At 64.0% G+C, this 12,357-nt stretch carries 9 protein-coding genes and 1 pseudogene; 4 read left to right on the forward strand and 6 right to left on the reverse strand.

Going from position 1 to position 12,357, the window contains the following annotated elements:
• Positions 1-404 (reverse strand): annotated as a pseudogene (locus GVL04_RS17200) (hypothetical protein); the annotation flags it as partial.
• A 222-nt stretch (positions 405-626) separates the two neighbouring features.
• Between GVL04_RS17200 and GVL04_RS17205 the strand changes: the two are divergent.
• Positions 627-1,166 carry a helix-turn-helix domain-containing protein gene (locus tag GVL04_RS17205; protein ID WP_159706812.1) on the forward strand — a complete coding sequence of 180 codons (540 nt, stop codon included), beginning with the start codon at positions 627-629 and terminating at the stop codon, positions 1,164-1,166.
• Positions 1,163-2,554 carry an MFS transporter gene (locus GVL04_RS17210; RefSeq protein ID WP_159706814.1) on the forward strand — a complete coding sequence of 464 codons (1,392 nt, stop codon included), beginning with the start codon at positions 1,163-1,165 and terminating at the stop codon, positions 2,552-2,554. The genes GVL04_RS17205 and GVL04_RS17210 overlap by 4 nt, the downstream gene beginning before the upstream one ends.
• 100 nt (positions 2,555-2,654) lie before the next feature.
• Here the strand turns inward: GVL04_RS17210 and GVL04_RS17215 are convergent, their stop codons facing one another.
• Genes GVL04_RS17215 through GVL04_RS17230 form a run of 4 tightly spaced genes read right to left on the reverse strand, consistent with a single transcriptional unit; the run spans position 2,655 to position 8,921 of the window.
• A complete protein-coding gene (locus tag GVL04_RS17215) occupies positions 2,655-5,732 on the reverse strand; it encodes a glycoside hydrolase family 2 TIM barrel-domain containing protein (RefSeq protein WP_159706816.1) in 3,078 nt (1,025 codons plus the stop codon).
• The gene (locus GVL04_RS17220) at positions 5,732-6,646 is read right to left on the reverse strand and encodes a carbohydrate ABC transporter permease (protein ID WP_159706818.1); all 915 of its coding nucleotides are present in this window, start codon (positions 6,644-6,646) and stop codon (positions 5,732-5,734) included. The genes GVL04_RS17215 and GVL04_RS17220 overlap by 1 nt, the downstream gene beginning before the upstream one ends.
• Positions 6,643-7,590 carry a carbohydrate ABC transporter permease gene (locus tag GVL04_RS17225; protein WP_159706820.1) on the reverse strand — a complete coding sequence of 316 codons (948 nt, stop codon included), beginning with the start codon at positions 7,588-7,590 and terminating at the stop codon, positions 6,643-6,645. The genes GVL04_RS17220 and GVL04_RS17225 overlap by 4 nt, the downstream gene beginning before the upstream one ends.
• Complete coding sequence (locus GVL04_RS17230) at positions 7,587-8,921, reverse strand: ABC transporter substrate-binding protein (protein WP_159706822.1); 1,335 nt, start codon at positions 8,919-8,921, stop codon at positions 7,587-7,589. Before GVL04_RS17230 ends, GVL04_RS17225 begins: the two co-directional genes overlap by 4 nt.
• Before the next feature lie 150 nt (positions 8,922-9,071).
• On the opposite strand from GVL04_RS17230, the gene GVL04_RS17235 reads away from it, so the two are divergent.
• Entirely contained in the window at positions 9,072-9,683 is a 612-nt protein-coding gene (locus GVL04_RS17235; RefSeq protein WP_200846886.1) for a TetR/AcrR family transcriptional regulator, read from the forward strand.
• A 14-nt stretch (positions 9,684-9,697) separates the two neighbouring features.
• Here GVL04_RS17235 and GVL04_RS17240 read toward each other — a convergent pair whose 3' ends face one another.
• Positions 9,698-10,873: an acyl-CoA dehydrogenase family protein gene (locus tag GVL04_RS17240; protein WP_159706824.1), complete on the reverse strand. Its 1,176-nt coding sequence runs from the start codon at positions 10,871-10,873 to the stop codon at positions 9,698-9,700.
• A 131-nt stretch (positions 10,874-11,004) separates the two neighbouring features.
• On the opposite strand from GVL04_RS17240, the gene GVL04_RS17245 reads away from it, so the two are divergent.
• On the forward strand, positions 11,005-12,351 hold the full coding sequence (locus GVL04_RS17245; protein ID WP_159706826.1) for a glycosyltransferase 87 family protein: 1,347 nt from the start codon (positions 11,005-11,007) through the stop codon (positions 12,349-12,351).
• Positions 12,352-12,357: the final 6 nt, after the last annotated feature.

Below are 12,357 nucleotides of genomic sequence, written 5' to 3' on the forward strand. Positions count from 1 at the left end.
GCCGGGGGCTGCGGGGCTGCCTCCACGGGCGGAACCGGGGCGGAAGGCGGAACCACGACGGCGGGTGGCGGCTCAGCCGGCGGCTCGGCCGACGTCGCTTCGGCTGCGGTCGCCTCCTCTGCAGGCGCCGGCGTCGTGTCCGCCGGTACTGCTGGTTCGGCGCGCGGACTCACGACGGCGGGTGCCACCTGTCGCTGGATCGGGTCGAAGTCGAGGGCAACGGATGCCGCCGAGGTCCCTGAACTGCCGCGGGCTTGGTCGGGCAGGGGTGGCGTCATGGCAATGGCGGCAACCAACGCACCGGCCAGCACGGCGGCTTTGAAGGTACCCGGCGTTGAGCGCCGGAAACGGCTGCGTGATTCGGTTGGAGCGTTCTGTGGTTCTGGATCGCCCTGCAGAGTCATGGGAACTCCAAGCGGGAGTGGATCCGCTGTAAAAGCCGGAACGGATATTCAGAAATCCCCAGACACTTTCGATTGTAGGAACTCCCCGGCCGATGTGAACCTTGTGGGGCTACTCGTCTTTTTCCGGGGCACTACTTGGATGTGGCGTCCCCCCGGCGTCAAACAAGGCCAGAAAGGAGCAACAACCTAGCTTTCTTTAGAAAAGTCAGCTAGTTTGACCTCATGCCTCTTCGTTCCGACTGGTCCGCCCGTACGTGCAGCCTTGCCCGTGGGCTCGACGTCCTTGGCGATCCCTGGGGGAGCCTGGTCCTGCGTGAAATCTTCTTCGGCAACGGCCGGTACGAGGCCATCAAGCAGCGACTCGAGGTTGCGGACAACGTCCTCAGCAAGCGGCTGGGGTGGTTGCTCGAGTCCGGCCTCCTGGCCCAACGCCCCTACCAGGACGGCAGCCGCACCCGGCAGGAGTACATCCTCACGCCCAAGGGCGAGGACGCGCTGCCTGTCCTCAACGCCATCATCATCTGGGCCGAAAAGCACCTGGATGCACCCAGCGAGGTGTCCCATATGAAGGTCATCCACACAGACTGCGGACAGGCCACGTCCTCGGCAGACACCTGCACGCATTGCGGCACCCGCCTCACCGCGGCAAACACCAGTTGGCACAGCCTCAAACGCAGCGACCATCCGATGCGCCTGGCTGTCGCACCCAAGCAAATCCGCACTCCTGAAACCCGCACCTCCGAAACGGAGATCTCCGCATGACCGCTCCCGATGTCACAGGAACCCCGCCCGGAACGACGGGAACTCCCACGGGCAAGCGCCGCCGCCTCCACCCTGCCTGGATTGTCGCCGCAGTGGCGTTCCTTGCCCTCGTGGGAGCAGCCGGCTTCCGTGCAGCGCCCGGTGTGCTGATGGTTCCGCTGCAGCAGGAGTTCGGCTGGTCCACCACGGTGTTGTCGCTGGCCGTCAGTATCAACCTTGTCCTCTTCGGCTTGACGGCGCCCTTCGCGGCAGCCCTGATGGAACGCTTCGGCATCCGCAAGGTTACCTCGCTGGCGCTGTGCCTCATCGGCCTCGGCTCGGCCCTTACTGTCTTCGTGAACCAGTCCTGGCAGATCCTCCTTACCTGGGGGCTCCTGATTGGACTCGGCACGGGCTCCATGGCCCTGGTTTTCGCGGCGACCATCGCCAACACCTGGTTCGCCAAGAGCCGTGGGCTGGTGATCGGGATACTTACGGCCGGCAGTGCCGCCGGGCAGCTGGTGTTCCTTCCCTTCATTGCCGCCCTGGCCCAGAACCCGGGCTGGCGCGGTGCCTCCTTGCTTATCGCCGCGGGTGCGCTCGCGGTTGTCCCGCTGGTGCTGCGCTGGCTACGGAACTCACCCGCCGACGTCGGGGTCTTGCCGTACGGTGCCGAGGCACCTCAGCTGAAAGCCGCCGACGCCGGAACTACGACACAGCCGATAGGAGAAACGACCGCTGCGGTTGCGTCGCCCGGAACTTTCGCTCCGAAGGACTCCGCCAATGCCGCAATCCGTGCCTTGCAGGTCCTCAAACGGGCGGCCAAGGTCCGGACGTTCTGGGCGCTTGCTGCGGGTTTCGCGATCTGTGGAGCCACCACCAACGGGCTTATCGGCACACACTTCATACCGTCGGCCCACGATCACGGAATGCCCGAAACCACGGCAGCGGGCTTGCTGGCCGTCGTCGGAATCTTCGACATCGTGGGGACCATCGCATCCGGTTGGCTGACCGACCGCTTCAACCCCAAGATCCTGCTGGCCGTGTACTACCAATTCCGTGGGATTGGGCTGCTGGTCCTGCCGTTGCTGCTGGGCTCATCCGTGGAGCCGAGCATGATCATCTTCGTGGTGGTTTACGGGCTCGACTGGGTTGCCACTGTGCCTCCGACTGCGGCGATCTGCCGCTCAGTGTTCGGCGCGGACGGCTCCGTGGTGTTCGGCTGGGTGTTTGCTGCCCACCAACTCGGCGCCGCAGCAGCCGCACTCGCCGCCGGCTTCATTCGCGACGCCACCGGGCACTACAACTACGCCTGGCTTGGGGCGGCTGCCATGTGCACGGTAGCCGCAGTCATCAGCGCCACCATTCGTAAGGACGCCGCGAAGAAGGAACCGGTCGCGGTCGCCTGATGAGACGTTGCCTGAAGCCGGTTGCGGGGCCCGCTCTGCGCGCTCTTCGAGCTATTTGTGCCCGAAAGCACGCAGAGCAGGCCCCACAAGGGGAGTACAACTAGCCCGCTTCGGTGATCCGGAACGTCAGCGTCCGGGCCTCCGGGCGCAGTGCATGATCCGGCCACACATCCGGTCCGCACGCCCTGGATCCGAGGCCATGCTGGGCAGCGTCGAGGTACAGGTAACTGCCTTGGCTCGCCGGCAACTCATGCGGGTGGCCTGCAGCTGAGATTTCCTGTGCCGTGTGCCGGGTAAGAGTGAAGCCAGGCAGACGGCCACGGGAGTCAGCGGCCGCGTCGAGTTTCAGCCAAGGAGTACCTGCCTCCTGCAGATCCAGCGACCGGACATCACTCCGGTGTCCCGTTTCCTGCGGTTTGGCGTAGGGCACCATGAGCTCGTCGATGCCTGCCGAGTACCGGCCCACCAGCGTCGCGTGCATGCTGTCCGGGTACGATTCACGGGGCCCGGCGCCGAACCATGAAGCTCCGTCCACGGAGCCCGGCAGATCGAATCGGATGCCGATGCGTGGCCAGATGATGTCCCAGCCGGTGCTGGGAACAATCTCCACACGAAGCCACAACTCACCCTCGGACAGTTGCCAGTTCTCCTCCACAGAGACCCAACGTGCGGCGTCCGCTGCGGCGTAGCGGGTGTGGACCACAACGCCGGTTTCGTCGGCGGAAACCTTCTCAACCCGGGCGGTGATCCGATCCAGGCCGGCAGCACGCCACACTGACTCCATTGACGGGGCAGGAGTTCCGTTGCCGCTGTTGAGCCGAGGATCGGCGAGGTCGTAGCTGCCGCGGCCTGCCCCGGCGTCGTTGTCCGTGGGTGCCCGCCACAACTCCAGCCGAGGTCCGGATACCGAAAGCCCGGCAAGCGAGACCAACCGGCCGTCCTCGAAGACGGCGGGGCCCAGCGAAATGGTGCCCTCCGCAATGTCAGCCGCACGTTCGGATGATGCCAGCGGACGGGGTCCCGTCACGCCGCGACGGGTTTCTGTCAGTTCGAGCTGCGCCGCGGAAATCACATGCCCGGCATCGGCCCACGCAGTGTCCTTGCAGAGGACGGCCTCCACCGTGAGCCAGTACTCACCGGATGAGACGCCTGCGAACTCCGGCAGTTCGATCAGGGTTTTCTCACCGGCGGCGAGTGGATGGCCGGCGGAGGTGACGACGTCAAGCTCGCCCGAGACGTGCAAAAGGCCGTCCACTTCGGTGCGCCAGCGCAGCATGACGTCGGACGCATCGGCCGTGTGCCGAAGGTTGGCGACGGAGATGAAGCGGCGCGTGCCGCCGTCGTGGGTGTCCGCACTGAAGTCCAGGCGCAGGGGAGCGACAATCTGCTTGTACTCAAAGAGCCCGGGGCTCGGCGTGGAGTCCGACAGGACCATGCCGTCCATCACGAAGTTGCCGTCGTGGACTACCTCGCCGAAGTCGCCGCCGTAGGCGTAAAACTCCGTGCCATCGGCGGTGGTGGTCCGGATGCCGTGGTCACGCCATTCCCAGACGAAGCCGCCATGCAGCCGCGGGAAGCGGTCCACCAGGTCCTCGTACTGGTCGATCGCGCCCGGGCCGTTGCCCATGGCATGAACGTATTCGCACAGGATGAACGGTTTGCTGCGCTGCCGTGCGGACTCTGCCGCGGAGCAGCCCAGCAAGAGTGAGCCGGAATCGTCGCGGCCAATCGCCTCAGTCTCAGGAACGGAGGAGTACATACGCGAGTACACATCCGTGTAAGCGCCGGTGTAATCGCCTTCGTAGTGGACCGGGCGGCCGGTGTCACGGGCGTGGGCCCACGCGGACATGGCAGCCAGGTTGGAACCCGTGCCGGACTCGTTGCCGAGGGACCACATGACGATGGACGGGTGGTTCTTGTCCCGCTCCATCGTCCGTTCCATCCGGTCCACATATGCTTCGCGCCAGGCGGGGTCGTCGCTGGGATTGCCCACCCAACCGTGCCGTTCGAAACCGTGGGTCTCGAGGTCGCATTCGAGGATCACCCAGAATCCCATCTCATCCGCGATGTCCAGCAGACGCGGGTGCGGCGGGTAGTGGCTGGTGCGGATGGCGTTGACGTTGAACTGCTTCATGAGCGCGAGGTCGGCCCGGGCGAAGTCCTCATCGAAGACCCTGCCTCGGTCCGGATGGGTCTCATGGCGGTTCACACCGTGGAACACCACGCGCCGGCCGTTCACAAGGAACTGGTCACCCTTGATCTCCACGGTGCGGAATCCCAGGCGCAGCGAGATGGTCTCGCCCTTGCCCGCCACGGTTGCCGCGTACAGCCGCGGAACCTCCGCAGACCAGGGTTCGACGGCGGTGATCGCCACCGGGGCGACGTCGGCAGGGGAGGACCAAACGACGTCGACGTCCAGCTCGGGGACGGACAACCGGATGGGGTAGGCGGCTGCATCGGCCGTGAATTCGGGGTCGATGATGCCCGCGCCGTTGGTGAAGGACGTCCTCAGCCAGACGTCGTCGATGCCCTTTTCCGGACGTACTTGGAGCGTGACGTCCCGAAAGATGCCCGGCATCCACCATTGGTCCTGGTCCTCGACGTAGCTGGAGGCGGACCACTGGTGGACGCGGACCGCAATCACATTGTGTCCTGGGCGGATTGCCTCGGTGACGTCGAATTCCTGGGCCAACCGGCTGCCCGTGCCAACACCGATCTCGACGCCGTTGAGCCACACTTTGTAGCGGGATTCGACGCCGTCGAAACGCAGGACTGTCTTCCCGGTGCCACTCCATTTTTCCGGCACGTCAAAGGTCCGCCGGTAGTCACCGGTGGGGTTCTCATCCGGAACATGGGGCGCATCAGTCGGGAACGGGAACTGTACGTTGGTGTAGATGGGCCGTCCGTAGCGCCCCTCACCCTCGAGGACCCAGTGCGCTGGAACCGGGATCTGGTCCCAGTCGGAATCGTCCAATTCTTGGTCGGCGACGCCCTCGATTGTCTCTCCGGAAGGAAGGACGCCGCGGCCACCCGGTGTGCCGGGAGCGCCCGGGAGGAGCCGGAAGCGCCACTGTCCATTCAGGGAAATGGTTGGTGCATCGGTGTGCAGCCAGGAGCGGGCAGGGAGGCGCTTCCCGGATCCCGGTCCGCGATCTGTGATGTAGCTGGCGTCGGTCATTACTTAACGGCTCCTTCAGTCAGTCCACCGCGCCAGAAGCGCTGCAGGACAACCATGGCGATGCTGAGCGGAATGATGGAGAGCAACACTCCACCGGTGGTCAGTTCATAGAATTCGGGCAAGCGGTCAACCTGGCTCAGCCAGTTATTCAGGCCCAAAGTGATGGGGTAGAGCTCTGAATCGGAGAGCATGACCAGCGGCAGGAAGTAGTTGTTCCAGATACCCACCAGCTGGAACAGGAACACGGTGACCAGTGCCGGAGTCAGCACCTTGAGCCCAATGGTGTGGAAGATACGGAGTTCTCCGGCGCCATCGATCCTGGCGGCCTCGATCAGCGAGGTGTCCACGGTGGCCTGCGCGTAGATCCTGCACAGGAACAGGCCGAACGGCGAGACCAGCGATGGCAACAGGACGCTCCAGTACGTGTTGGCCAGGCCCATCTGGCTGAACAGCAGGAAGAGGGGCAACGCCGTGGCCGTGCCGGGAACCAGCACACCACCCAGGATGGTCCCGAATACCAGATTCCGGCCACGGAACTCGTACTTGGCCAGCGCGTAGCCTCCAGCGGCAGCGAAGTACGTGGCCAGGAGCGCACCAACACCGGCATAGATCGCGGAGTTCAGGAACCAGCGGCCGAAGATGCCGTTGTCGTAACTGATGACCCGGCCGATGTTTTCCCACAAGGAGAACGTCGGCGCGAACCAAAAGCCGTTGGTGGAGAAGAGGTCCTCCGTGGACTTGGTGGAGGCAACGAAGACCCAGTACACGGGAATCAGGAAGTACAGGGCCACCACTACCAAAAGTGCGGTGACGATGATGGTGGAGGACCGCCGTCGTCCGGCTGAGCGGTCCGGGCCGGCCGAAGGCTTGCTGCGTACCGGGGCGGTGGTTGGCTTCGTGGCTGTGACGGTCATGAGGACTTCCTGTTCGTGAGTGCGAGGAAGGCGAAGGACAGGGCGAACGCGGCCACGGCGATGATGACCGACTGGGCTGCTGCGACGTTGTAGTCGTTGTAGGCGAAGGCCGTGGTGTAGGCGCTGAGGTTGGGCGTGTACTGGCTGTCGATGGCGGGCGCCACGGTCTTGAGGACCTGGGCCTCGGCGAAGAGCTGCAGGGTTCCGATGATGGAGAACACCGTGGTGAGCATGAGTGCCGGGCGGATCAGGGGGAGTTGGATGCTGCGGGCCACGCGCCACGTAGAGGCACCGTCTACCTTGGCGGCTTCGTAGAGTTCCACCGGGATGGCTTTGAGCTGCGCCACGATGATCAGCATGTTGTAGCCCGTGTAGCTCCACGTGACGATGTTGGCGATGGACCACAGCACGCTGTTGGCACCCAGGAAATCGGGCGTCAGGCCTACGATCTTGGCTGCGTCAAACAGTGGGCTGAGTCCGGGCACATACAGGAAGGACCACAGGATGGTGGCGATGACACCGGGCACACCGTAAGGGAGGAAATAGGCGGCCCGGAAAAAACCCGGCCACTTTGCCGAGGCCGATTCCAACATGAGTGCCAACACCGTGCACAGGACGATCATGACGGGTACCTGGACGATGCCGAACAGCAGCATCCGGCCGATGGACGCCACGAAGCTGCCGTCTGCCAATGCTTGGGCGTAGTTGCTGAAACCGGCGAACTCGCTGGTCACGCCTGCCTCGCCAAAGAGCCCGCTCCGGGTCACTTTCGTGAAGCTGGACAGGACGGCCACAACAATAGGGAGCAGGAACGTGAGGATGAAGAGCCCCAGGAACGGTGCCAGCAGGAGCCAGGGCGCGCGTGCGGCAGCACCTGTGCGTTTGCCACGGCGGGCCGCTGTAGCGGGACGCTGGACAGCGGGTGCAGTGCGGGTAGTCGTCATGCCGTTTCCTTCCGAATGGTGAGGCCCTTGTTCTTGAAAACGGTGATGATCTGCTGTTCGGAGGCCGCAATGGAGTCCACCAACGAGGTCCCGAATGCCTTCTTGCGGAAACCGTCGCTGAGGATGTTGAAGGACTGCTGCGTCACTGGCCACCAGGACCAGTCAGGGTTTTGCTGCCGCGTGGCCGGGACGAAGACTTCCTCGTTGTATCGCTGACCACCGAAGAACGCCGACGGTTGTTGGCGGTCCGATCCGATGAAGTCGGGATTGGGGGACCAGCCGATGCCGCTGTTCTTGATTTCGGCGTCGATTCCTTCCTTGGACGTGGTCAGCCACACAGCAAATTCCAGTGCTTCCTTGGGGTGCTTGCTGTTCGCGAGGACTGCAGCCGTGGAACCTCCGAGGTAGGTGGAACCGAACCCGGTATCGCCCCACGTGGGCATGGGCGCAACCCGCCATTTTCCCTCGGAGCCGCTGACGCCCTGAACCAGGGCATCGCCCCAGCTGCCGGTAATGGTCGAAGCAATGCCGCCCTTGCCGGCGGCCGCGAACCAGCCCGGCGTAAAGGCGCCGTACGCGGTGGTGACGAGATCGTCGTCGATCGCTTTGTCGAAGAAACGCGCGGTGTTGAGCGTGGCGTCGTCGGTCATGTTGATGACCCAGCCGTCCTCGTCGGGACGGAACCAAGCAGCGCCAGCCTGCGCGGCGAACGAGGCGAAGGGCGAGGCGTCGCTGATGGGAAAGCAGTCCAGGTAGGTGTCAACGGCCCTGAGTTCTGCGGCAACACCGGCCCACTCGTCCCAGGTTTTCGGGGTGCTTGCGCCCACCTTGTCCATGATGGCGGGCTGGTAGAACATGCCCATTGGCCCGGAGTCCTGGGGGATGCCGTAGATTCCGCCTGTGTAGCTGACCTGCTGCCACAGAGTGGGGTCGTAGAGGTGCGCGTGCTGGTCGGCACCATAACGGGAGAGATCCACCAGCCCGTTGACCAGCATGAACTCGGGAATGGAGCGCAGTTCAACCTGGGCCAGGTCCGGTCCTCCGCCTGCAGCGAGGGCCGAGTAGAGCTTTTGGTATCCGCCTGCGTTGCCGCCCGGAATCCACACCACGTCTACCTGGATGTTCGGGTTGGCGGCATTCCAGATGTCGGCAACGTTCTGGAAATCCTTGAGCCAAGCCCAGTAGGTGAGCCGCACAGGCTCGCCGGCTGCGGGGATGGTTGGTGCAGCGTTGACGGACTGGGTTCCTGGAGTAGCGCACCCGGTCAGCAGGCCCATGGCTGCTGTGCCCAGGCCTGCGCCCAGGAGTTGTCTTCGCGTGAAACGGGTCATGAGCCTTCACCTCTTCGTGTCAGGTTGACTGTGCCGGCGCGCGGATTCGTGGGTTCCAACTGCGGCAAGTGTGACCACGGTAACAGAAAATTCGAGTAGTCACTCGAATTTCATTTTCGCGGCTGTAACACGCATGTACACTGGCTAGCCATGACCACAAAGGACGTGGGCCGCGCAGCGAGGCGCGGCCCTTACGCGAAATCCGAGGAACGGCGCCGGACCATCCTGGACGCTGCCCATGCGGTGTTTGCTGCCCGTGGTTACCGGGGCGGATCGCTGCAGGAAGTTGCCGATCGCGTAGGCCTGAGCCAGACCAGCCTGCTGCACTACTTCCCGTCCAAGAGCGACCTGTTGATGGCGGTCTTGAAGCGGCGCGATGAAATCACCGGCGGTTCCTTCCCGGATGACATGGAGGAAGGTCTGGTTGACTCCGTGATCCGGACTGCCCTTTTCAATGAGGACATTCCGGGCGTGATTGAGCTCTACACAGTGCTCTGTGCCGAGTCCGTTACTGATGGGCACCCCGGGCGGGAGTACTTCACGGAGCGTTATGAACGCTTGCGGAGGAGCTATTCCCGTCGCTTTGCCGAGCTCGCCTCCGAGGGCAGGCTGCTGCCCGGCGTGGATCCGGACGAGGCAGCGATGTCCCTGGTTGCCTTGTGGGACGGACTCCAGACCCAATGGCTGCTGGCCCCCGACGAGGTGGACGTGGTGAAGGGCCTGCGCGGCTACTTCAAGCTGGTGGTCCTCCCCGAGGCCTGACTTAGTTGGGTGAGTTAGCCGCGGAACGCCCCGATGCCCGTGATGTGCTGGCCCAGGATCAGGGTGTGGACCTCGTCCGTGCCCTCATAGGTCCGCACGGATTCGAGGTTGTTGGCATGCCGCAGGGGTGAGTAGTCGAGGGTGACGCCGTTCCCGCCGAGGATGGTCCGGGCTTCCCGGGCGATCTTGATGGCCTCGCGGACGTTGTTCAGCTTGCCCAGGGAAATCTGCTGGGGCTGAAGATGACCGGCGTCCTTCAAACGGCCCAGGTGCAGTGCCAGCATGGTGCCCTTCTGGATTTCCACCAACATGTTCACCAGTTTCTCCTGCGTCAGTTGGTAGCCGGCCAATGGTCGGCCGAACTGGAGGCGGTTGCCTGCGTATTCCAACGCAGCTTCGTAGGAGTCGCGCGCGGCGCCCATGGCACCCCACGCGATACCGTAGCGCGCCTCGTTCAGGCAGGAGAATGGTCCCCGAAGTCCCATGGCACCAGGGAGGATTGCTTCAGGACCCAGCCGCACGTCGTCGAACGTTACATCGCACTGAATCGAGGCGCGCATGGAGAGCTTCGGCTCAATAGCCGTGGCGGTAACCCCTGAAGAACCTGCAGGGACAAGGAATCCGCGAATACCATCCTCAGTGTTGGCCCACACCACCATGACGTCAGCAATCGACGCGAGCCCGATCCACCGCTTGGCACCGTCCAGCACCCAGCCGTGGGGGGTCTCGCGGGCAAATGTCGTCATGGACGACGGATCCGAACCCGCCGTTGGCTCGGTCAATGCAAAGCATCCAATCAGCTCACCGGCCGCCATGCGCGGTAGCCACTGCTGCTTCTGCGCCTCCGAGCCCCACTTATGGATAGCTGTCATGGCGAGTGAGCCCTGCACGGAAACGAAGGTTCGGATCCCGGAGTCGCCGGCCTCCAGTTCCATCGCTGCCAGACCATATTCGACGGCGGTCCGGCCGGGACAGCCATAACCCTCCAAGTGCATACCCAGGACGCCGAGCTCGCCCAACTCGGGAGCGATCTCCCGCGGGAAAACTGCGTCCTCGTACCAGCGGGCGATGTTTGGCCGGATCCGCTGGGCGGTGTAGTCGCGGACCCTGTCGCGGAGGGCCACTTCGTCCGCGGTCAGCAGCGAGTCGAGGGCCAGGACGTCGGAGGTGTTCGTCGTTGAATCGCTCATTCCAGCATCTTATGGCCGCTGGCATGTGTGCCGTCGCACATGGCAGGCGGGCCGGGGGAGTGCCTCAGTAGTATGGGTGCGGGGGTCGCACACTTCCCCCTTTGCTGTTCGGTTAACTTGGGGGAATTTGTATGGCACTGCCTGACGTCGATTTACGGACCACGGCGGATGCCGGAACACCGCGCAAAGAACCATCACGATCCTCGGTATTGCTTCGCTTACTGCCGCTGGCCGTGGTGGTTTTTCCCGTCTGGATGATGCTCGCGGACTGGGCCAAGCAGGGCCTGGACTTCAGCGTCTACTGGTTCGGCGGGAGCATCCTGAACCAGGCAGGCGGCTCGCCTTCGGACCTCTATGGTCCCAGCGTCGCTTCTGCCGGCGGGCCGCACCTCCCGTTTACCTACCCGCCCTTCGCAGCCCTTGTGTTCGGGTTGCTGGCGCGGTTGCCCCAATCTTCGGCGCTCACGCTGTTCAACGTTGCCGGCGTGGCCCTGGCCGCCTGGGTAGCAGTCACGATCGTCAGGTACTGGTCGTCCAAGCCTGATCTGCGTAGTGCACTGTCTTCCACCAAGGCCTGCTGGATAGCGGCCGCACTGTTCCTTGCCGTCCTTTTCCTGGGGCCGTGGCGCGAAACCCTGGCGTTCGGGCAGATTAACATCCTGCTCATGGGCCTGATGGTCATCGACCTGCTGGGCGGTTTCTCCAAGCGGCGCGGCTTCCGGGGCAGCGGCTTCCTGGTAGGTGTGGCCGCCGGCATCAAGCTGACGCCGCTGGTGTTCGGCCTGTACTTCCTGATGCGCAAGGACTGGCGTGGTCTGGCGAACATGTCCATTGGTTTCGCCGGCACAGTGCTGCTCGGCTGGCTGCTGCGGCCCGCAGAATCCCTGCAGTTCTGGTTGGAGATCCTCCCCGACACGTCACGGATTGGCGGCGCGGGGTACGTCGACAACCTCTCCATCAAGGGCGCCCTGCTGCACTTCGGCGTTCCACACGATGCTGTGACCTTGCCTTGGCTTGCTTTGAGCGTGGCTACCATTGTCCTGGCTGCTTTGCTCATCAGGGCCGCCAGCGCCCAAGGCGCACGCGTGGCTGCAATTTCGACGACGGCACTTGCCATGTTGCTCATCAGCCCGGTCTCATGGTCCCACCACTGGGTCTGGATGGCCGTGGTCCTGCCGGCATTTGCATGGACCATCAAGGAAACGCCTGCCCGATACAGGGTCCAGCGGTTAGTGATGGGCGCAGTCCTCGCGGTATCGACGCTGGTGTTCTTCTATTCGCCCAAGACCATCGGCCTGGCGCTGGGGTCCGCTGACCTCAACGTCCAGACACCCGGGCTCTGGATCATGGCGTCCAGCGCGGGCGTGTTCTGCGCCGTGGCAATCCTGATTTGCTGGCTCGCCGCCTTCCGGCGCAACTCCATCCGTGACGTGGACGTGCCTGCCCGCCTCCGTCGATGGGCCTTGAGGCAACGCTAGGGCTGC

The sequence above is a fragment of the Arthrobacter sp. 18067 genome, from assembly GCF_902706295.1.
Taxonomy (GTDB): Bacteria; Actinomycetota; Actinomycetes; order Actinomycetales; family Micrococcaceae; genus Arthrobacter.